The 20,267-nt window shown below is 67.7% G+C and carries 22 protein-coding genes and 1 tRNA gene; 10 read left to right on the top strand and 13 right to left on the bottom strand.

All coding sequences use genetic code 11. The features are described from left to right. Positions 1-107: 107 nt before the first annotated feature. The 4 genes from AC1DZV_RS08675 to AC1DZV_RS08660 all read right to left on the bottom strand — a co-directional run bounded on the left by AC1DZV_RS08675 (position 108) and on the right by AC1DZV_RS08660 (position 5,019). Positions 108-1,013, bottom strand: coding sequence for a class II fructose-bisphosphate aldolase (locus AC1DZV_RS08675; RefSeq protein WP_476953470.1), 906 nt, complete (start codon positions 1,011-1,013; stop codon positions 108-110). After that, a complete protein-coding gene (locus AC1DZV_RS08670) occupies positions 1,013-2,479 on the bottom strand; it encodes a GntP family transporter (RefSeq protein ID WP_476953469.1) in 1,467 nt (488 codons plus the stop codon). The genes AC1DZV_RS08675 and AC1DZV_RS08670 overlap by 1 nt, the downstream gene beginning before the upstream one ends. A 65-nt stretch (positions 2,480-2,544) precedes the next feature. Then, the gene (locus tag AC1DZV_RS08665; protein ID WP_476950688.1) at positions 2,545-3,444 is read right to left on the bottom strand and encodes an NAD(P)-dependent oxidoreductase; all 900 of its coding nucleotides are present in this window, start codon (positions 3,442-3,444) and stop codon (positions 2,545-2,547) included. An 87-nt stretch (positions 3,445-3,531) separates the two neighbouring features. Beyond that, entirely contained in the window at positions 3,532-5,019 is a 1,488-nt protein-coding gene (locus AC1DZV_RS08660; RefSeq protein WP_476953468.1) for a four-carbon acid sugar kinase family protein, read from the bottom strand. 190 nt (positions 5,020-5,209) lie between these two features. Here AC1DZV_RS08660 and AC1DZV_RS08655 point away from each other — a divergent pair, with 190 nt between their 5' ends. After that, complete coding sequence (locus AC1DZV_RS08655; RefSeq protein ID WP_223914664.1) at positions 5,210-5,920, top strand: FadR/GntR family transcriptional regulator; 711 nt, start codon at positions 5,210-5,212, stop codon at positions 5,918-5,920. Between the two features lie 31 nt (positions 5,921-5,951). On the opposite strand, the gene AC1DZV_RS08650 is transcribed toward AC1DZV_RS08655, so the two are convergent. Further along, positions 5,952-6,209, bottom strand: a complete 258-nt coding sequence (locus AC1DZV_RS08650) for a metal-sensitive transcriptional regulator (RefSeq protein WP_018774886.1) — start codon at positions 6,207-6,209, stop codon at positions 5,952-5,954. A 134-nt stretch (positions 6,210-6,343) separates the two neighbouring features. Here AC1DZV_RS08650 and AC1DZV_RS08645 point away from each other — a divergent pair, with 134 nt between their 5' ends. From AC1DZV_RS08645 to AC1DZV_RS08625, 5 genes are all read left to right on the top strand, one after another. Then, positions 6,344-7,306 carry an SGNH/GDSL hydrolase family protein gene (locus AC1DZV_RS08645; RefSeq protein ID WP_476953467.1) on the top strand — a complete coding sequence of 321 codons (963 nt, stop codon included), beginning with the start codon at positions 6,344-6,346 and terminating at the stop codon, positions 7,304-7,306. Positions 7,307-7,358: 52 nt separating this feature from the next. After that, positions 7,359-7,568: a dodecin gene (locus AC1DZV_RS08640; RefSeq protein ID WP_243178340.1), complete on the top strand. Its 210-nt coding sequence runs from the start codon at positions 7,359-7,361 to the stop codon at positions 7,566-7,568. 96 nt (positions 7,569-7,664) lie between these two features. After that, the gene (locus tag AC1DZV_RS08635; protein ID WP_243178339.1) at positions 7,665-8,636 is read left to right on the top strand and encodes an aldo/keto reductase; all 972 of its coding nucleotides are present in this window, start codon (positions 7,665-7,667) and stop codon (positions 8,634-8,636) included. Between the two features lie 150 nt (positions 8,637-8,786). Continuing rightward, positions 8,787-9,050 carry a GlsB/YeaQ/YmgE family stress response membrane protein gene (locus AC1DZV_RS08630; protein WP_018774889.1) on the top strand — a complete coding sequence of 88 codons (264 nt, stop codon included), beginning with the start codon at positions 8,787-8,789 and terminating at the stop codon, positions 9,048-9,050. A 169-nt stretch (positions 9,051-9,219) separates the two neighbouring features. After that, positions 9,220-9,636 (top strand): hypothetical protein, encoded by a 417-nt coding sequence (locus tag AC1DZV_RS08625; RefSeq protein WP_476953466.1) that lies wholly within the window; start codon positions 9,220-9,222, stop codon positions 9,634-9,636. Between the two features lie 37 nt (positions 9,637-9,673). Here the strand turns inward: AC1DZV_RS08625 and AC1DZV_RS08620 are convergent, their stop codons facing one another. After that, positions 9,674-10,504 (bottom strand): putative protein N(5)-glutamine methyltransferase, encoded by an 831-nt coding sequence (locus AC1DZV_RS08620; RefSeq protein WP_476953465.1) that lies wholly within the window; start codon positions 10,502-10,504, stop codon positions 9,674-9,676. Positions 10,505-10,798: 294 nt separating this feature from the next. Here AC1DZV_RS08620 and AC1DZV_RS08615 point away from each other — a divergent pair, with 294 nt between their 5' ends. Next, positions 10,799-11,917, top strand: a complete 1,119-nt coding sequence (locus AC1DZV_RS08615) for a lactonase family protein (protein ID WP_476953464.1) — start codon at positions 10,799-10,801, stop codon at positions 11,915-11,917. Positions 11,918-11,963: 46 nt separating this feature from the next. Here AC1DZV_RS08615 and AC1DZV_RS08610 read toward each other — a convergent pair whose 3' ends face one another. From AC1DZV_RS08610 to AC1DZV_RS08600, 3 genes are all read right to left on the bottom strand, one after another. Then, positions 11,964-12,311, bottom strand: a complete 348-nt coding sequence (locus AC1DZV_RS08610; RefSeq protein WP_476953463.1) for a hypothetical protein — start codon at positions 12,309-12,311, stop codon at positions 11,964-11,966. A 64-nt stretch (positions 12,312-12,375) separates the two neighbouring features. Beyond that, positions 12,376-12,870, bottom strand: coding sequence for a MarR family winged helix-turn-helix transcriptional regulator (locus AC1DZV_RS08605; RefSeq protein WP_476953462.1), 495 nt, complete (start codon positions 12,868-12,870; stop codon positions 12,376-12,378). Positions 12,871-13,061: 191 nt separating this feature from the next. Further along, a tRNA-Lys gene (locus AC1DZV_RS08600) sits at positions 13,062-13,134 on the bottom strand. A gap of 202 nt (positions 13,135-13,336) precedes the next feature. Here AC1DZV_RS08600 and AC1DZV_RS08595 point away from each other — a divergent pair. The 3 genes from AC1DZV_RS08595 (at position 13,337) to AC1DZV_RS08585 (ending at position 16,008) form a co-directional block, all read left to right on the top strand. Then, on the top strand, positions 13,337-13,990 hold the full coding sequence (locus AC1DZV_RS08595; protein ID WP_018774895.1) for a hypothetical protein: 654 nt from the start codon (positions 13,337-13,339) through the stop codon (positions 13,988-13,990). A 382-nt stretch (positions 13,991-14,372) separates the two neighbouring features. Beyond that, positions 14,373-14,990 carry a DUF47 domain-containing protein gene (locus AC1DZV_RS08590; protein ID WP_028276610.1) on the top strand — a complete coding sequence of 206 codons (618 nt, stop codon included), beginning with the start codon at positions 14,373-14,375 and terminating at the stop codon, positions 14,988-14,990. A gap of 1 nt (position 14,991) precedes the next feature. Then, positions 14,992-16,008 (top strand): inorganic phosphate transporter, encoded by a 1,017-nt coding sequence (locus AC1DZV_RS08585; protein WP_459383617.1) that lies wholly within the window; start codon positions 14,992-14,994, stop codon positions 16,006-16,008. A 9-nt stretch (positions 16,009-16,017) separates the two neighbouring features. Here the strand turns inward: AC1DZV_RS08585 and pstB are convergent, their stop codons facing one another. From pstB to pstS, 4 genes are all read right to left on the bottom strand, one after another. Further along, positions 16,018-16,797, bottom strand: coding sequence for a phosphate ABC transporter ATP-binding protein PstB (pstB, locus tag AC1DZV_RS08580; RefSeq protein WP_018774898.1), 780 nt, complete (start codon positions 16,795-16,797; stop codon positions 16,018-16,020). Positions 16,798-16,843: 46 nt separating this feature from the next. Next, entirely contained in the window at positions 16,844-17,953 is a 1,110-nt protein-coding gene (gene pstA, locus AC1DZV_RS08575) for a phosphate ABC transporter permease PstA (protein WP_476953461.1), read from the bottom strand. After that, entirely contained in the window at positions 17,954-18,886 is a 933-nt protein-coding gene (pstC, locus tag AC1DZV_RS08570) for a phosphate ABC transporter permease subunit PstC (protein ID WP_230007456.1), read from the bottom strand. 210 nt (positions 18,887-19,096) lie between these two features. After that, positions 19,097-20,218 (bottom strand): phosphate ABC transporter substrate-binding protein PstS, encoded by a 1,122-nt coding sequence (gene pstS, locus AC1DZV_RS08565; RefSeq protein ID WP_028276613.1) that lies wholly within the window; start codon positions 20,216-20,218, stop codon positions 19,097-19,099. Positions 20,219-20,267 lie beyond the last annotated feature (49 nt).

Below are 20,267 nucleotides of genomic sequence, written 5' to 3'. Positions count from 1 at the left end.
GGCAGGCTGTGGTGCCATCATTGTCGGGCCGGGGCGCCCTGGCTGCCAGAGCAGTATGGCCCGGATGCGCGCCGGCTGCGGGCCATACTGCTCTGGCAGTCACAGTGTCAGCGCGAGAGTGTGGCCAGGGCGGTGGCCGCGAAGGTCCTGGCCGAGGCATTCCACAGGCCCAGCAGTGCCTGGAGGTTCTCGCCGTCGGCCCGGTGCGCTGCGGTCTGTTCCTCAAGGACCGCCAGGACGCCGGTGCGCAGCTCCGTGTTGAAGTTGACCTTGCCCACGTTCATCGCGGCGGCCTTGACCAGTTCCTCGGCCGGAATGCCGGAGGCGCCGTGCAGGACCAGCGGGATCCGGGTCCGCACGGCGATGTCCTGCAGCACGTCCCAGCGCAGCCGGGGCTCGCCTTTGTACTTGCCATGGACATTGCCCACAGCCACGGCGAGCAACTGCGCCCCGGTGCGGGCCACGAAGTCCTCCACCTGGGCGGAGTCAGTGAGCCCGGCGGGGGCGTCCGACTCCACATTGCCTGCGTTATCTGCGGCGTTGCCTGCGTTATCCGCGGCGTCGGTCCCGAAGGCCCGGTCCTCGTCGCCGGCGAGTCCGCCGAGTTCTGCTTCAATGACGACGTCGGCCCGGCCCTGCGCCGCCAAGGCCGCGCGGACGTTCCGGACCAGGTCGATGTTGTCCTCGTACGGCAGCGAGGACCCGTCGACCAGCACCGAGTCGGCCCCGGCGCTGACGGCGTCGGCGATCACCTGCGGGTCGGTGGCATGATCCAGCTGCACCGCAATCGGCACCGAGGCTGCGTCGGCGAGTCCGCGCAGGGCGGCGATCAGCCGCAGCCCGTTGGGCGTTGCCGCGGTCTTCGGCGCGACCAGCAGGATGGCGCCCCGGCCGGATTCCTCGGCCGCCCCCACAACGGCGAGCGCGGTGGTGAAGTCGTAACAGGTGAACGCCGGAACGGCAGAGCCTTGCTGCAGGGCGCCGGTCACCAGGGTGTCCAGTTGGGTACGCATCAGGCGCTCAGTCCCCCCACCAGCATCCAGGCGACGAATGTCAGGGCGAAGCCTGCCAGTCCCAGCACGGTGGTGAGCACGGTCCAGGTCCTGAGGCCGTCGGCGACGGTCAGTCCGTAGTAGCGCACAACCACCCAGAAACCGGCGTCGGTCACGTGGGAGAGGCCGAGGGCGCCGAATCCGATGGCGATCACGATCACGGCGGTCTGCGCCGGCGTGTATCCGCCGCCGGCGACGGCGGAGGAGAGCAGGCCGGCCGTGGTGACGATCGCGACGGTGGCCGAGCCCTGGGCTGCGCGGAGGGCGAGGGAGATGATGAAGCCAAGCAGCAGCAGCGGAACGCCGAGCGTGTCGAGGGATTCGGAGAGAGCCTTGCCGATTCCGCTCACCTGCAGGACGCTGCCGAACACGCCGCCTGCCGCAACAACCATCAGGATGGACGCGATCGGAGGCAGCGCGCCTTCGAAGATTTCGCCGGTTTCCGTCAGCGACCACTGCCGGCGGACGGCCAGGAGGAAGAAGCAGAGCGCAACGGCCACCAGCAGGGCGAAGACGGGGTTGCCTACGAACGCCGCGACGCCGTACCAGAAGTCGTTCTTGTCGATCACCAGGGTGCCGACGGTGCCGAGGAGGATCAGCACGATCGGGGTGGCGATGAGGAAGATGATCAGTCCCGGACGGGGCGGGGCGATGGCTTTGCTGCCCGGGCCCTCGTGGCCAACGCGGACCATGGTGGCGGAGCCGAACTCGTCCACCTGGGTTCTGACGGCCGGCAGCAGCTCGTAGGTCTTGCGGTTCATGATGGAGGCGACCCAGTAGGACAGGAAGCCCAGCGGCACGCAGATCGTCAGCGAGATCAGGGCGATCAGCCCGATGTCGGCGCCGAGCACGCCGGCGCCGGCAACAATCCCCGGGTGCGGGGGGACGGCCACGTGGATGGCCAGCATGATGCCGGCCATGGGCAGGCCGAACTTCACCGGGTGGACGTTGGCGATTTTAGCGAAGGCGTAGACGACCGGCACCAGGACAATGATGCCGACCTCGAAGAACACCGGAATCGCGACCAGGAAACCGACGGCGGTGAGGGCCACGGCCACCCGGGTGGCGCCGAGCTTGGCGGTGAAGTGGTCGGCGAGGGACTGGACGCCGCCGGAGACCTCGATCATCCGCCCCAGGATCGCGCCGAGCGCAATCAGGAGGGCGACCTTGCCCATGGTGCCTCCCACCCCGGCGGCCACCACGGTGAACACGTCCTTGAGCGGGATCTGCGCGGCCACGGCCACCAGGATGCTGACGGTCAGCAGGGCAACGAAGGCCTGGATCTTGAAGCGGATGATCATCACCAGCAGCAGGGCGACGCCGGCCGCCGCGATTGTCAGCAGCAGCGGAGTTCCCAGCTCCACGGCCGGCTTGATGACGGGCGCGTCGGCGGCGCGCACCATCAGGGAATTGAGCAGGGGGGTCATGAAGAGGTGTCTCCTTTGACAGGAAGGTCGCCCAACGAGTCAGTCGCCGGGGATGGGATGGCTGGTTAGGCGGTGCGCCTGGTGGGCGCGACGACCTTGATGACGGCGGAGTCATCGGCGGCGGCGAGGCCCTGGGCCTGGCCAAGGAGGTAGAGCTGCTCGGCGGCGGCGGCTACCGGGGCGGCGAGGCCGGCGGCGCGGGTGGCCTTGCCGACGATCCCCATGTCCTTGACGAAGATGTCCAGCCGGCTGAGGACTTCGGCGCCGTCCTCGGTGTAGGCCTCCAGGATGCGCGGTCCGCGGTTGGAGAGCATGAAGGAGCCCGCTGCGCCGGCTTCGAGGGCGGCGAGGGTCTTGGCCTGGTCCAGGCCGAGGGCGTCGGCCAGGGCCATCGCCTCGGCGGCGGCGGCGATGTGGATGCCGCAGAGCAGCTGGTTGACGGTCTTGAGGGCCTGGCCGTCGCCGGGCTTGTCGCCGACCACGGTCAGGGTGGAGGCCAGCAGCTCAAGGGCCGGGCGGGCCTTTTCCCGGGCCTCGGGCGAGGCGCCCACCACGATCAGGAGGTCGCCCTCGCCGGCACGCTTGGGGCCGCCGGACAGCGGGGCATCAACCAGTTCGACGCCGTATTCGGCCAGGCGGTCGACGGTGGCCGGGATGGCGTCGGTGCCCACGGTGCTGCCGAGGATCACGACGGCGCCCGGCTTGAGCACGGAGGCCACGCCGTTCTCGCCGAACAGGACATCGCCCAGCTGTTCACCGTTGCGCACTGCCAGCAGCAGCGCGTCGGCGCCTTTCGAGGCTTCCCGTGCGGAGGCGAAGGTGCGGATGCCTGCCTCTTCGGCCAGCTTCAGGCGCGGTTCGGCGATGTCGAAGCCGTGGACGGTGAGCTCGCTTGCCAGGCGCGTGGCCATGGGCAGGCCCATGGCGCCAAGGCCAAGGACGGTGATGGTGTAGTTGCTGGTCATGGTGTTCTCCATCGAATGACGTGTGGTGCTGGGCCCATACCGGCGGGGGCCCTGCCTGAGGTTGTGAAGGCTGGGAGCCGGCGTGGATTAGAAGGTGTTGCTGAGCTTGCGCGTGACATCGGCGAGGGACTGGTCGTCGCCCACGTTGCCGGCGAAGACGATGTACGGGATGCCCTTGGCCGGTCCGTCCACCGGTTCCCACAGGCTGACGATGCCCGGCAGCATGGGCCCGCGGACTATCGCGTGCCGGATTTCCAGGCCGTGTGCGGCCACGTCCGAGGACGTGATGCCGCCCTTGGCGATCACGAAGCGGGGCGGGAAAGTCTTCAGCGTGCGGTTCACCACCGCGACGACGGCGGCGGAGACGGTGCGGGCGATCCGCAGGCTTTCGGCGGCGTCGGAGGTCTTGATCAGGAGCCGGCTCGTGTGCACGATCACGTCGCCGTCGCGGAGTGCAGCGACCACCGTGTCCACGGTTTCGTCCAGGTAATCCCCCGCGTTGTCGCCGAGGAGCTTCTCGACGTCGATCTCCACGATCCGGGCCGCGCTGTGCTGCACGGTGAGGGCGTTGAGCTGGCGGGTGGTGACACCGACGTGCGAACCGACCACGATCAGGCCACCGGCTTCCGAGGGGGTATTGCCCGCATAGGCTTCCTCGCCGCTGAGTTCGGTGCGGATTTCCTGGCCGATCCGTGCCCGGACAAACGGCGGGCCCACGCGGTAGAGCAGCTTCTTGCCGCGGCTTTCCGCTTCTTCCAGGCCCAGGGCCAGTGCCCGCAGGTCGTTTTCGGTGACGATGTCCGCCACGATCGGAGTCGAATCCGTGGCGGCATCGATGGCATCGGCAATGGCCTTGGCGGAGATCATCGGATCGGCGGACGCCCGGATGATGTCCAGATCCAGCACGATCACCGAATCCGCGGGGAACCGGCCGTTCGACTTCTCCTCGACGTACTTGGCCATCTCCGAGTTGGCGAAGCCGAAGCTGGCGTCGCGGGCGAATTCGGTCTCGGCCACGGGGGTGAGCTGCCCGGCGTCCTTGCCTGTGCCGCGGGTGAAGTGCACGCCGCCGACCGTCACGCGGCCGGCGTCGGGGAACGCGGGAACGATCACGACGCCGTCCGTCTTCTCGCCGTTGACGGCGGTGACGGTGGCGGCGATGACGTCCGGTTCGAGCGGGTAGTGTCCGCGGAGGGTGGAGTCGCTGCGGCTGACAAAGCTGAGCCGAAGCGCGGGTTCAGCGGACGCTGCGGCCGCGAGTGCGTTACGGACGATCTCCTCGTTGCGGGCAGCCGCCTCGGCAGGGTCAAGGCTGCGGGTGTTGGTCAGCACGTAGACCGCGCGCTGGCGCTGGCCGTTGACTTCGTAGGCGAACGCCCAGGCAAAGTCCGCCACTTCCCAGCGGGTGAGGACCGGCAGGTTCGCCACGGACTGGGTGCCGGTGGGGTCGTCGTCGAGTACGACCAGGACACGGGGGGATGCCACGGAGGAGGCGGCCACGCTGTCTGCCACCAGCCGGGCGGGGATCTGTACTTCCGCGGGGAAAGCGGCCAGCACGTCTGCTTCGAGGGGCACTATGCACTCCATTGTGTGTGGATCTGTCAGTGGAAAACTGCGGTTCTCCGCGAGCCGCAGCAGGAACAAAATGTAAGATGTCAGACATCTTGCATATGAATGCTAGTGTGGCATATGGCACAACGACGCGCAAGTAGACTTGGCCATCACGGAGCACGCCATCAGGCAACAAGTCGCTGGACGGGGAGAATTGGCTAGGAAATCGCTGGTCGGCGTTGTGGCCGACGAACTGCTGGACCGGATTATTGGCGGCGAGTTTCCGCCCGGCGCGAGCGTCCCCGGCGAACTGGAGCTCAGCTCCCGGCACGAAGTCAGCCGCATGACCGTGCGCGAGGCCATGAAGACCCTTGAAGCCCAGCGGATCCTCAGCGTGGAACGCGGCCGGGGCACGTTCGTGAACCCGGTGAACCGCTGGGGCTCCTTGGACGCCGTACTGCGGGCAGCCTCGGAGGGCACAAATGACGCCTCGGCCGCAATCCAGCTCATCGAGCTCCGGCGGATGCTGGAGACGGGCGCCTGCGAACTGGCTGCCGGGCGGATGTCGGACACGGATATCCAGGCCCTCCGCGCGCACGTCGACAGGATGCGGCTGGCCCACGAGAGGAATGATCTCGCGGCATTCGTGGAGGAAGACCTCGCTTTCCACGACCTCATCCTGCAGGCCTCGGAAAACGTCTTCGTCGCCGTGTTATTCGAACCCTTGCACCGCGTGCTGGAAAAACGGCGGACGGAAACCTCCAAGGTGCCGGAGATCCAGGAGCACGCCATCGGGCACCATCAGAACATCGCTGACGCCCTGGCCTCCCGCGACCCGCACCGCGCCCGCGACGCCATGGACGCCCACATGCAGCAGACCCTTGACGACCTGAAGACCTTCGTGCTGGCCGGCGGCCCCGCCTGACGCGGACCCGCGCTTTGCCCGGATGATGAGCTCAGGCGAGCGAGAGGAAGAGCTTCTCGAGTTCGGCGCGGTCCAGGCTGGGGTCTTCCTGCTGCATGCACTGCTGCAGGCCCGTGGCAATGATGGAGAATCCAGCCTTGTCCAGGGCACTCGACACGGCCGCCAGCTGGGTCACGACGCTCTTGCAGTCACGGCCCTCCTCGATCATCCTGGTGACGGCCGCGAGCTGGCCCTGGGCGCGGCGAAGCCGGTTAATAACAGGCTTCATGTCGGTGGGATCGAGTTCCATTGGTTCCTCCGGTTCGATGCGTCAGGCTCCACATTATACCCCCCTGAGTATTTCGCCTCCCGGGTGGCGGGCGGCCGGGGGTGGCCGCCGCGGCCTCATGCCGCCCCGCTAGGGGCATAAGTACCTAGCGAGGCATGGAATATCGGCGTATTGCTGGTGATGTGAACGCCGCCAGGTTCCTAGAGCCGGACGCCGGCGGTACCGGCGTCAACCTCCCCGCCGCGGGGCCGTGGCATCCAGGGGATCAGAGCTCCGCACGCGGGCGTGCCGGTGACCTGCGTTCCCGGCCCTGGAGCCGGTATGTCGCCTTGGGCGACTCGTTCACGGCAGGCGTCGGCGACCCGGAACCGCTGAGCCCCGGGGGCATTCGGGGGTGGGCGGACCGCATCGCCGAGGAACTCGGCGAGGGCCGCCGCGAGTTCGGCTACGCAAACCTTGCCATCAGCGGCCTGGTCCTGCGCGAAATCCTCGACCAGCAACTCGGACCGGCCCTGAACCTGAAGCCTGACCTCGTCTCGCTCTCCGCCGGCGGGAACGATCTCGTGTTTCATCGCGGCGATCCGGACCGGATGGCCGCGGCCCTGGACGACGCCGTGGCAGCCCTCTCCGCCACCGGGGCCACGGTGGTCCTGTTCACCGGGCCGGACTGGGGCGAGACCGCTGTGTTCGGACACATCCGGGGGAAGGTCGCGGTATTCAACGAGAACATCCGTGTCATCGCCGCCCGGCATGATGTCGTCATCGCCGACTTGTGGGCCCTGCGGCAACTGAGCGATCCGCGGATGTGGGATCCGGACCGCCTGCACTTCTCGCCGCTGGGACACCACACCATTGCGGCCATGGTCCTGGACACGCTCAGCGTGCCACACCGCCTGCGGCCGCTGGAGCCGAAGCCGATGCCGCCGGGCAACTGGCGGGAGACCCGGGCCGGCGACCTGGCTTGGATGGCGCACTACATGCTGCCCTGGATGGTGAGCCGGATCAGGCCGCGCGCAGACGCCCCGCCCCGGCAGGCCAAACGCCCGCTGCCCGGACCGCCTCCCGGGGTCCCGGACTCCGGGCACAAACCCCTAGTCCGGCCGGGTTCGGTCGGCTAGTCTGCAGGAACGGCCCACAGCCGGGCATCGATGGCGATCACGAGGAGCGAAGTTGTCTAATCACACTTACAGCATTTCTGAAATTGTCGGAACCTCGAGCGAGGGCGTCGATGCGGCCGTCCGGAACGGCATCGCCGAGGCCGCCAAGACCCTCCGGAACCTTGACTGGTTCGAAGTCAAGGAGATCCGCGGCCACCTTGAAAACGGGCAGGTCGCCGACTGGCAGGTCACCATCAAGCTGGGGTTCCGCCTGGAGCGTTGACGCCAGACTCCGGAGCGGGCCGGCACGCACCGCCTTGCTCCGGAGAAACCCGCAACCCGTCAGGGCAGAGGAGGCCAGGGCGGAGAGGAAAACTTCATGCGCTATACGCATCTGGGCCGCTCCGGCCTGACAGTCTCGCGCCTTTGCCTGGGCACCATGAACTTTGGCCCGCAGACCGAGGAGACGCAGGCCTTCGCCATCCTGGACACCGCGCAGGCCGCCGGCATCAACTTCGTCGACACGGCCAATGTGTATGGCGGGTCCAGCCACCGCGGCTGGACGGAGGAGATAGTCGGCCGCTGGTTCGCCCAGGGGGGCGAGCGCCGCGAGCGCACGGTGCTTGCCACCAAGTTGTTCGGCACCATGACCGACCGGCCCAACGAGTCCAAACTCTCGGCACTACACATCCGCCGGGCGCTCGACGCCAGCCTGAAACGGCTGCAGACGGACTACATCGATCTGTACCAGTTCCATCACGTGGACCGGAACACGCCTTGGGATGAGATCTGGCAGGCTATCGAGGTCGCCGTCCAGCAAGGCAAGATCCTATACTCCGGCAGCAGCAACTTCGCCGGCTGGCACATCGCCCGGGCCCAGGAAACCGCCGGCCGCCGCAACTACAACGGGCTGGTCAGCGAGCAGTCGATTTACAACCTGCTGACCCGGGACGTGGAACTGGAGGTCATCCCGGCCGCCCAGCAGTATGGCCTGGGGATCCTGCCATGGTCGCCGTTGCACGGCGGCCTGCTCGGCGGAGTGCTGAAGAAGGAGAACGACGGCGTCCGGCGCATCGCGGGCCGGGCCCTCGATGCGCTCAAGTCGCACCAGAAACAGATCCGGCGATACGAGGAATTCGCCGCCGAACTGGGTCAGGAACCCGCGGACGTGGCACTCGCGTGGCTGCTCCACCAGCCGGCAGTCACCGCTCCGATCATCGGCCCGCGTACCCTCGAGCAGCTCGAAGCCTCCGTCAGGGCGCACAAATTGAAGCTCGACACCGATGCGCTCAAGCGCCTCGACGAGATTTTCCCGGGCCACCGGACGGCTCCGGAAGACTACGCATGGTAGGGCGCATTCGGCTGTTTTGGCACCCCGCCCGCCGAACCCACGGGTGTCGGGTGGCTCTTTGATACTAAGCATGATTAGTATTAGGGCAGAAGGATGTAGCGCACCCGGCGATCCGGGTGCCTCCTCTATGAAAGAAGAAGGAACGAAAAAATGGGTTTTCTCGCATTTCTGATTCTGGGCCTCATCGCCGGCGCGATCGCTAAGGCTATCCTCCCGGGCCGTCAGGGCGGTGGCATCATCATCACTCTGATCCTGGGCGTCGTCGGCGCCCTGCTCGGCGGATTCATTGGCAGCGCACTGTTCGGCGTGGGCATCAACGAGTTCTTCTCGCTGTCGACCTGGCTGCTGGCCATCGGCGGTGCGATCATCGTCCTGCTCGTTTACGGCATGATCAGCAAGCGCTCAGCCCGCTAATACGGAAGCTGACCGGAAACCGGCCCTGGGTTGTTCCCGGGGCCGGTTTTTTGCACTATTTTGACAGCAAGGCGGCCTGCCGGCCGCACGGGCCGGCACCGCCGCCCACTGTCCAGGAACTGTACAACAACGTCTACTTTTCACCTACGTCAGGGAGCAGGAGCACAGCATGAAAGGCAAACTTCTTTTCGCCACCGGACTGGCAGCAGGGTACGTCCTGGGATCGCGGTCAGGCCGCGCAGCCTATGACAAGCTCAAGGCCAAGTCGGCAGAGCTCTGGCACAGCCAGCCGGTCCAGGACAAGGTGGCCGCGGCAGCAGAAACGGTCAAAGACAAAGCCCCCGAGGTCTCCGAGCATCTCGGCGAAGCCGCCCGCCGTGCCGGTACCGTCATAAGCTCCGCTGTACACCGCGATGCCGGCCACGGAAGCACGTCCGCAGCCACGCCCGGAACGCCGGCACCCGCGGCCCGCGATGTCCATTCCGACCCTGCGCTCACCGACCAGACCGGCCAGGACTGGTCGGACGAGGGCGGTGCCACCCCGGCGGGCCCGGCCACCAACGTGAACGAGGACAAACTGCCCTAGGGGTTCTTTGAGGGGCCACCGTCGCCGCCTCTGCCGGCTACCGCCCGCCGGAGGGCAGCAGCTCGCCGGCCACCACGGTGGCCCCCAGTTCCTCCGAGCGCAGCACCCGGGCCGCCAGCCCGTGCCCGCGGAGGATTCCGGCCGTCTGCGCGGACTGCCGGCGGCTGGTCTCTATCAGCACGTGGCCGCCGGGCGCCAGCCACTGCCGTGCGCCGGCGGCGACCCGCCGCTGTACCTGAAGCCCGTCGGCGCCGCCGTCGAGGCAGGCCCGCGGCTCGTGGACGCGCGCTTCCTGCGGCATGGTTTCGATGTCTGCCGAGGGAACGTAGGGGGCGTTGACGGCCAGCAGCCGGACCCGGCCCCGGAGGCCTTCCGGGAGGGGAGCATAGAGATCACCCTCGTGGACCTCCCCGCCCAGGGGCAGGACGTTGGTGCGTGCACAGGACACGGCCGCGGGGTCAATGTCGGCGCAGTGGAGTTCGGCGGGGCCGGCGAGGGCCGCGAGCGCCGCACCGACAGCGCCGGACCCGCAGCACAGATCGACAACGACCGGTGCCGGGGCGTCGCCCCGCGCCATGCGGCTTGCGTCCAGCAGCGCAGCGGCCTGCCGGACGAGGAATTCCGTCCGGCGTCGGGGCACGAAGACTCCGGTGCCGACCGCGATGCGGAGTCCGCAGAATTCCGCCCAACCGAGAATGTGTTCGAGGGGAAGGCCGGCGACCCTCCGGCCGGCCATCCGTTCGAGCGCCTCCGGCGTCGGGGCCGCCTCGATCAGCAGGCGGGCCTCGTCTTCGGCAAACACGCAGCCGGCTGAACGGAGCCTGGCCGTGAGTATCTCGTGCGGGGAAAGATGGCGGATTACTGGCATGGGAGCGCCTTTCGGTCGGGTGTCAGACGCCCTCACCGTGAGCCGGCAGCGGCCGGCGCTGCTGGGCGGGCATCCTTGCTGGACTTGCGTGAACGGGACCCACCTCCTTTGCTGCAGTTGCTCGATTGCCCCATGCTACCGAAGCCGTCCGCGGCCAGCCGTGATTGGGTCTGCTGTGATTGGTCGGGTTTTGCGGCGGCGGATTGCGGCGGCGGGTTGCGGCGGCGGATTGTGCCGCCTGCTTGGGATGCCTGCTTAGGATGCCTTGGCGGCGGCGGCTGGCAGGATGGCAGCATGGACTCCCTGCCTGCACACGATCTCGTCTGGACCGGCTCCTACACGGCAGATTCCGGCGGCCGCGGCACGGGGATCGGCGCGGTTGCCGCGGCGGCGGACGGCACAATGCGGTGGCTGGGTGTTGCGGCGCCGGCCGACTCGCCGTCCTTCCTGGCGGTCCACCCTTCTCTCCCCGTGGTCTATGCCGTGGCCGAGCAGGCCCGGACCGTCCGGGCCTACCGCCGGGCCGGCGGGTTTGGCTTGGAGCCCGCGGGCCCGGCGTGGCCGGCCGGTGACGCGGCCTGCCATGTCGCCGTCGAGCCTTCCGGCCGTTTCCTCGTTGTCTGCTGCTGGGGCGGCGGCCAGGTGCTGTTCTATGAGCTCGACGCTGACGGCGGCATCGTTGACCGGACGGCCGGCGTCGAATCGCGAGACCCGTACGGCGAGGCTCCCGGCGGCGGCCCCGGCGAACGGGAAAAACGGCCGAGCCGCGCTCACGCGGCACTCATGCTGGCCGACGGCAGGGTGATGACCACCGACCTCGGCCACGACCTGCTGCGGATCTGGAGTGTCGGCTCCGGACCGGAGCGGGCTCTGGGCCCGGTCCTGGACCACGAGGTGGTCCTGCCGCGGGGCAGCGGCCCCCGGCACCTGGTCCAGCATCCGGGCGGCCACGTCTTTGTGGTGACCGAGTATTCAATCGAGGTGGCTGTGGCCGGGTTGTCGCCGGACTCCGGGGACTTCCGGCTCGCTTTCGTCGGGCCCGCCGCCGCCGGCGGGGCGCAGCCGGATGATTCGGCGGCAGAGATCGCGTTGGCGGCCGACGGCAGGTACGCCTATGTGGGCGTCCGCGGTTCGAACCGGATCTGCGTGCTGGAGGTGGAGGCCGGGGGCGCGGCGCTGCGTCCGGTGGCCGACGTCCCCAGCGGCGGCAACTGGCCCCGGCACCATCTGGTCCGCGACGGTTTGCTGCACGTCGCCCACGAACGCTCCGGCGACGTCGTAACGTTTCCTCTGGACGCGGCATCCGGGTTGCCGGGTCTCCCTGCGGACCGGCTGCAGGTGGCCTCCCCCACCGCGCTGGTGCCGGCCCGGCCCCGGCTGGTGCCCCGGGGTGAGGAGCCGGGGCCCGGCTGACGCGGTGCTGCGGTGAAGAGCGGGCTGGTGAGAAGCGGCCGCTGGGTCAGCAGGCCGCGGCAAGCCCCGCGGCAGCCTGATCGACGCCCTGTTCGCCACCATCCAGCTGGATCCCGCCCAACTGGAACCCGACCTCCGGCTGGAACACGCTCTCCGCCTGGAAACCGTCGGCGAAGTGGAGTCCGTCCACCAATTGGATACCGCCGTCGAGCTGGAAGCCACAGGGACAGCGCCACAGGGCCGGGAGATCGAGGGACGGGTCCGCGGGCCCGAACGAGTAGGAGGGCATCGCGGGCTCCGGCGAGGTCCACTGCATGGGTGCGCCGCAGTGCAGCGGGGCACCGGGCGGGAGCTCTGTCGCGGGGTCCCCGGTCAGGGTTGCGGATTCAGCCACGGCGCCTACTCTCGTTGAGATCTGAAAAACAAGTAGTAAGCATACATATAACTAGTTAAACGAGCTAGTTATGCCGCTCGGCGCCGATGGCCGCGCTCATCCGGCGGAGGAAAGTGATGACCACGCGGGCGTCCTCCGCGCTCATGGACTCTGCCACCTCCATCATGCGCCGGTGCATGTGTCCAAGCGTGGCGCGGACTTCGGAGTCCGTCGCCACCGTCGGCACGATCACAAGGGAGCGACGGTCCGTTGGGTGCGGCTCCCGCCGGACGTGCCCGCTTGCTACCAGCCGGTCGATCAGGGACGTTGTGGAAGCGGTGGTGATGCCCAGGACGCGGCTGAGATCCTTCGGGCCAACCCGTTCGCCTGTCGCTTTGGCCCGCAGCAGGTAGCGCAAAGCCAGCAGGTCGGTCTCACCCATCCCCATCGAATCGCGGGCGGACCGCCTGGTCGCCACCTCCGAGATCCGATAGTCGCGGAGGGCCTGCAGGATCGCCGCCGGAGGATCCAGGCTGTCATCGGGGCCATACCAGTATCCGGAGGCGCCGTGGGAGTCCATTCGCCAAGCCTAGCGGAACTGGTAACTAGCCAGTCGTACAATCCGGGTGGCTGCAGCCACAGGGCCCCAGGGCCCCGGAGCCGTGGGGTCTGGGGCCCCGGCCGCCAGGACAGGACCCCGGTGGCGGGCACAAAAAACCCCGGTTTCCTGTTGCCAGGAAACCGGGGTTTTTCCACTCTTCGCTAAAAGAGTGGGCCCTGTGGGGATCGAACCCACGACCCACGGATTAAAAGTCCGATGCTCTACCAACTGAGCTAAAGGCCCCAGCCGAGAGCCCCGAACCAGCGGATAAATCCGCTGGTGCAGCGCGTTTCGGCCCAGTCCATTTCTGGACGTTAACACTGTACCCCAGACCCGGGCCGGCTTTTTTCACGTTGGCCGCACCGGCGTCGTCGGCCCCCTGCGTCTATGGCAGCAGCGCGCACCGATCCTCGATTCCCTTGCGGCACTGGAGTAGCGTGGGGGCATGAGCGAGCAAGCAGGATCAAGCGCCCCCGGCCCGCGGCACCACAAGCCGAAACCCTTCGCACCGATCGACTTTGAGCCTTTCGCCGGAGGGGCCGATCCTGCCCGCGTCTCGGAGGCGGCCCATCTGGCCGCGCAGGCTCTCGTGCGCCGCGGCCGGGACAGCGACGATCCCAAAGTCACCAAACGGCTCGTCAAACTCGCCGATGAGCAGGGCCTGGAAGCAATCGCCGAAATGTGGGCCGAAAGCCCCGCCCGGTCCCTCCCCGGCGCGCTGTGGCGCCTGTACGCCCTGCGGGCCGCCACCATCCAGGATCCCGAGCGGATCTCCGTCTACTTCAAGGCGGGCAAGGACACGGCCCAGGTTTCGCATGTGGTCGCCGGCGCGGCCGAACCGCCCGGCGCCGATGAGATGAAATCCATGGCGGACGCCATCCTCTCCGGGGCGTTCGACGGCGAATTCGACGTCGCCCTGGAACGCTCCGCAGCGTTCTGCCGCGTGGTGGCCCTGGGCCAGGCAACGCTTGCGGACAACGCCGAGCACAGCAACGAAAACCACGCCAGCAAACTCACCCGCAACTCGCATCTGCTCGTCAAGACGGCCGAGGACCTCGAGCACGCCGCCAACGCGTGGCGGCTGGGCGAACTGGACTGAGGGGCCGGCTGGGCCGGGCGGCAGGCGCCGGATGACGGGCCCGCAGCACCCAGGACACGCACGACGCGGGCAGGCTGTCAATGTTGACTTGCATGAACCTACGTAGAAAACTAAAAGCGGTGCCGAACCGCGAAACCCCCGGGCTTCAACATTTAGCCGCCTAGAGCGGCCTACCGCCGAGAGGCGTATCCGGTTCGGCACCATTTTCATGCCTTCTTACCCTAATGTTCGCCCGGTTTTCACCTGCGCCGTCACACGCCGCGTCGGGCCGGGCCGGACCCGCCGCGGACGGTAAAGTGATGCGTATGCACTGGTCACCGTCAAGTCACACGGCCGGCCGGCTCCACCCGCGAACCTCCTCCCGGAAGACCGGTGACACCACGTGAAGCTGCGCCTGTTCCCCCAGGAGTCCGCCGGACTGAACCTGCTCTCCCAAATGGCGCGCCAGATCGTGCTGGGGACAGGAACGCTCTCGGAGATCCTCGGCGCCCCGGCCAGCGAGCATGCCCGGCTGGTGGAGGACATGCACAACCACGAGGCCAAATCCGCGGAGCTGCACTTTGCCCTCCTGACCCACATGCGCACCAGCTTCGTGAACCCGCTGCCGCGCGAGGACATGTACACGCTGTCCCGGTTCCTCAACGAGGCCATGGAGAAGCTCGACGCCGCCGCCGAGCTCGTCTCCCTCTACAAGCTCGAACGGCTGCCCAGACGGGCCGCCGACCAGCTGGAAATCATCAGCCGCCAGGCCGAACTAACGGTCGATGCGATGCGGCGGCTGAACAATCTGGACGACCTCGAGGACTACTGGATCGAGATCCTGCGCCTGGCCAAGCGTGCCGAGCGCACGCACCGGGTCTGGGTCGCGGACATGCTCCACGAGATGAAGGCCATGCAGTACGCGCGCAACCGCGATGTCGCGAACCAGCTCGTGGAAGTCACGAAGGACATGCGCCGGATCGCCACCCAGGTGGGCAGCATCATCGTCAAGGAATCCTGACGTGGTGCTCTTCTTCCTTGCCCTGGTGCTGCTCTGCGCCGGGGCCTTTGCATTCCTCAACGGGTTCAGGGACGCGTCCTCGTCGGTGGCGCTGGCCGTGCGGACGCGCGCGCTGACCCCAACAGTGGCGGTGATTCTGGCCAGCCTGTTCAACTTCATCGGTGCCGGGCTGAGCGCCGCCCTGGCTCTGGCCGTCAGCCAGGCGTGGCTGTCGCTGCCGCCGGGCACAAACGGCCTGACGATTCTGCTGGCCGCGCTGCTGAGCGCCATCCTCTGGGGCGTCTACTTGTGGTGGCGCGGCATCCCCTCGTCCTCCACCCATGCCCTGGTCGGCGGGCTCGCCGGGGCGGGGGTCGCCAGCGTCGCCGTCGGCGGAAACCCCGTCATGGGCGTTGACGCCTCGCTCCTGTCCCAGGTAGTGCTCCCGCTGCTGATCTCACCGGTGATCGCCTATGCGGGGTCGTTCCTGCTGGTCTGGCCCGCGGGCTGGGCGGCCCGGTACACGCCGCCCAATGTCGTCAACACCCGCTCCCGGCGGGCCCAGGCCATTGCCGCGGGCGCCGTCGCCTTCGGGCACGGGCTGCAGGACGGCCAACGCACAAGCGCGGTGGTGATCCTGGCGCTGCTGGCGGCCGGGCTCTCCGACGGCGGTTCAGTGCCGGTGTGGGTGGCCCTGCTGACGGCCGTCTTGCTGTCGGCGGGAACCCTCGCGGGCGGGTGGCGGATTTCCTACACCATCGGCTACCGGCTGACCCGGGTCGATCCCCTGCGCGGATTTGTCGCGCAGATGTACAGTGCGGTGATGCTGTTGGTGGGCGCGATCGGGCTGCACTGGCCCGTCTCCACCACGCACACGGTGACGGCGGCAACCCTTGGCGCCGGCGCCAACCAGTGTTTCCCGGGCACCGACCGGCGGCTGGTGATCCGCATCCTGGTGTTCTGGGTAGCGACCCCGGTTGTCACCGCTGCCGCCGCGTTCGTCCTGCAGTTGGCGCTCTCGACGGTGGCCGGCCTGTAGCAGGCTGGTTTATCCGAAGCGGCCGGAGACGTAGTCCTCGGTGGCCTTCTCGGTCGGGTTGCTGAAGATCGTGGGGGTGTCGCCGAACTCGATCAGCTTGCCCGGCTTGCCGGTGCCGGCAATGTTGAAGAAGGCCGTCTTGTCCGACACGCGGGCCGCCTGCTGCATGTTGTGCGTCACGATCACCACCGTGTACTGGTCCTTGAGCTCGTTGATGAGGTCCTCAATGGCCAGCGTCGAGATCGGGTCCAGGGCGGAGCAGGGCTCGTCCATGAGGATCACCTGGGGTTCAACGGCAATCGCGCGCGCAATGCACAGGCGCTGCTGCTGGCCGCCGGACAGCCCGGAGCCGGGCTTGGCCAGGCGGTCCTTGACCTCGTTCCAGAGGTTGGCCCCCTGCAGGGACCGCTCCACCAGGACATCGGCCTCGCCCTTGGAGATCTTCGTGTTGTTCAGCTTCACGCCGGCCAGCACGTTGTCCCGGATGGACATGGTGGGGAACGGGTTGGGGCGCTGGAACACCATGCCGATCTGGGACCGGACGGTGACCGGGTCGACGCCGGGGCCGTACAGGTTGTCCCCGTCCAGCAGCACTTCGCCTTCAACCCTCGCACCGGGAATGACCTCGTGCATGCGGTTCAGGGTGCGCAGGAAGGTGGACTTGCCGCAACCCGAGGGGCCGATGAAGGCCGTGACGGACTTGGCGTCGATGTTGATGTTGACGCCTTCGACGGCCAGGAATTTGCTGTAGTAGACGTTCAGGTCCTTGACGTCGATGCGCTTAGACATGGTGTTCCTTCACTTGCTGGAGGTAGGGGCGGCGGGCGCGGATGGCCTAGCGGCCTGTCTTGGGGGCGAAGATGCGGGCAATCAGGCGTGCGCCGAGGTTGAGCAGCATCACCAGGATGATGAGTACCAGGGCCGCGCCCCAGGCCCGCTGGGAGGACGGATCCGGGTTCGACGGCGAGGTGGGGTTCAGGATCTGGGTGTAGATGAAGGTCGGCAGGGAGGCCATCCAGCCGCTGAACACGTTGGTGTTGATGGTGGTCGCGAATCCGGCGGTGACCAGAATCGGCGCGGTTTCGCCGATCACGCGGGCGATCGCCAGGGTGATGCCGGACGCGATGCCGGAGATCGCCGTCGGGAGGACCACCTTGAGGATGGTCCGCCACTTGCGGACGCCGAGGGCGTAGGCGGCCTCGCGGAGTTCGTTGGGCACGATCTTGAGCATTTCCTCGCTGGAGCGGACCACCACCGGGATCATCAGCACCGACAGTGCGACGGCGGCGACGGCGCCGGTCTTGGTGCCCGGGCCGACCACCGCGAAGAACGCGGCGGCGGCGAACAGGCCGGCGACAATCGAGGGAATGCCGGTCATGACGTCCACGAAGAAGGTGATGGCCCGGGCCAGTGCGCGGTCCTCACCGTATTCCACGAGGTAGATCGCGGTCAGCAGGCCCACGGGGACCGAGATGAGGGTGGCGAGCACCGTGATCAGCAAGGTGCCCATGAGCGCGTGGTAGATGCCGCCCAGCAGGGGGGCGCCTTCCTCCACCGTCTTGTTGTCGAAGGCGCCGGTGACCCCGTTCATGGAGGTGGTGAGGAAACCGGGATCCAGGAGCCCGGGGAGCCCATTGATCAGTACGGTCCAGATCACCGAGAACAGGGGCAACAGGGCAACCAGGAAGGCCCCCACAACCAGGTAGGTGGCCAGCTTGTCCTTGGCTTTGCGGGCGCCTTCCACAACAAGGCTCCAGCCCACCAGGCCGGCGGCGAAGAGAATGGCGGAGACGATTCCCCAGCCGAAGGCATTGAAGCCGATCAGCGCGAGGATCGCCGCGCCGAGGATCAAGGCAACGGCCAGGACGATGTACGGCGCGGCCTTGGGCAGTTGGCCCCTGGTCAGCGCCGAGCGCTTGCGTACCGGAGTCAGGGTGGAGGTCATTTAGTTGGCTCCCGAGAATTCTTTGTGCCGGCTGATGATTCCCCGGGCAATCATGTTTACTCCGAGGGTAATGACGAACAGCACCAGGCCCGCGGCGATCAGCGTGCTGACCTTGAGCCCGCTGGCCTCGGGGAAGTTCAGGGCGATTTCGGCGGCGATGGTCTGGTTGCCGGTCTGGATCAGGCTGGCGGTCAGGGCTCCGGAGGACAGCACCAGCGCGACGGCCATGGTCTCGCCGAGGGCCCGGCCCAGTCCCAGCATCACGGCGCTGATGATTCCCGGCCGGCCGAACGGCAGCACGGTCATCCGGATCATCTCCCAGCGGGTGGCCCCGAGCGCCAGCGCGGCCTCTTCGTGCAGCTTGGGGGTCTGCAGGAAGATTTCGCGGGTCAGAGAGGTGATGATCGGCAGGACCATGACGGCGAGCACGATTCCGGCCGTCAGGATGGTCTTGCCGGTGGCGGAGGCGGGGCCCTGGAAGATCGGCAGCCAGCCCATGTTCTCGGCCAGCCAGTTGTACGACGGCGAGATTTCCTTGGCCAGGAACGCGACGCCCCAGGCGCCGTAGACCACGGACGGGATGGCGGCGAGGAGGTCAATCACGTAACCCAGGCCGGAGGCGAGCTGGCGCGGCGCGAAGTGCGAAATGAACAGCGCGACGCCGATCGCGATCGGCGTCGCGATCACGAGAGCGATCACCGAGGCGATGAGGGTGCCGATGACGAGCGGCCAGATGTAGGTGAAGAATCCTTCGCCGCCCTGGATCTTGTCCGCCGGAGCCACGAGGGCGGGGAGCGCCTGGATCACGAGAAACAGTGCCACGCCGAAGAGCACGACGAGGATCAAACACCCTGCTGCCAAGGTGGCTGCGGAAAAGACTTTGTCACCGGCGTGGCCTGCGCCCCGGGACTTGGTCAGGGAGGTGGTGGTCACTTCACGGTCCTTCGGTTTGGATGGGATCCGGGCGCCGGGTGCGGAGGCCTCCGCGGCCGGTGCCCGGCAAATCTTGATGTATGGAACAAACGCGTCAGTTCCCTGCTCCATGGCGGCCGCCGGTGACGGCCGCCATGGAGCAGGGAACCTTGATCAGGCCCGTGTTTCCACTATGCCCTTTTCCACTTCGCCTCGCGGCGCAGCGTATTCCTAGGCCTTGGCCTTGACGGAGTCGACGGCAGCCATTGCCTTGTCCTGGAGGGTCTTGGACAGCGGCGCCGACTTGGCGGCGTCGGCCGCGGCCTGCTGGCCCGCGTCGGAGGCGGCGTACTTGACGAAGGCCTTGACCAGGTCAGCGGTGGCCTGCGTGTCGTAGGTGGTGCAGACGATGTGGTAGGACACCAGGACGATCGGGTAGGCGCCCGCGGCCGTGGTGGTGCGGTCCAGCTTGATGGCGAGGTCGTTGGCGTTGCGGCCCTCGACCGGCTTGCCCTGGTCGACTGCCTTGGAAGCTGCCTCGGCGGAGATCTTCGTGAAGGAGTCGCCGACCTTGATCTGCGCGGTGCCGAGCTTGCCGCTGACAGCGGAGTCGTCGGCGTAGGTCACGGCGCCGGGGGTGTCGGTGACAGTCTTGACGACGCCGGAGGTGCCCTTGGCGTTCTCGCCCTTCAGGCTGGCGGGCCAGACGCCGGCTGCCTTGTCGGTCCACACGGTGGGGGCTACGGCGGACAGGTAGTCGGTGAAGTTGGTGGTGGTGCCCGAGTCATCGGAGCGGTTCACCGGGGTGACCTTGAGGTCCGGAAGCTGGACGCCCGGGTTCATCGCCGCGATGGCGGGGTCATTCCAGTTGGCGACCTCGCCGCGGAAGATCTTTGCGACGGTGGCGGCGTCGAGCTTCAGGTCCGTGATGCCAGGGACGTTGAAGGCGACGGCGATCGGGGAAATGTAGACCGGGATGTCAATGGCTCCGTCGGGACCACACTTTTCCTTGGAGCTGGCGAGTTCGTCATCCTTGAGGTAGGCATCGGAGCCGGCGAACTGGGCCGAGCCGTCGAGGATCGCCTTGCGTCCGGCGCCGGAACCGTCCGGGGAGTACTGCACAGTTGCGCCCTGGTTCGCGGTAGCGAAGTTGGTCTTCCAGACATCCATGGCTGCGCCCTGGGCGGAAGAACCGATGCCGGTCAGGGTGCCGGTGACCGCGGGACCCGAGGCGGACGGCGCCGCGGTCTGGGCCGTGTTGGTTGCGTTGTCCGAACCGCAGGCGGTCAGCGCAAGTGCGCCGACGGCGATTACAGCGATAGCCGCGTTGCGGCCGAAGCGGAGAGCCTTCACTGAGTTGTACCCCTTCCAGGGCTGTGAGTGCCGGGCCTGGAGAAGGCCC

The sequence above is a fragment of the Arthrobacter sp. P1_D12 genome (assembly GCF_056406175.1).
Note: the sequence above shows the minus strand (reverse complement) of the source record. Positions and strands in the feature narration are given on the sequence as shown.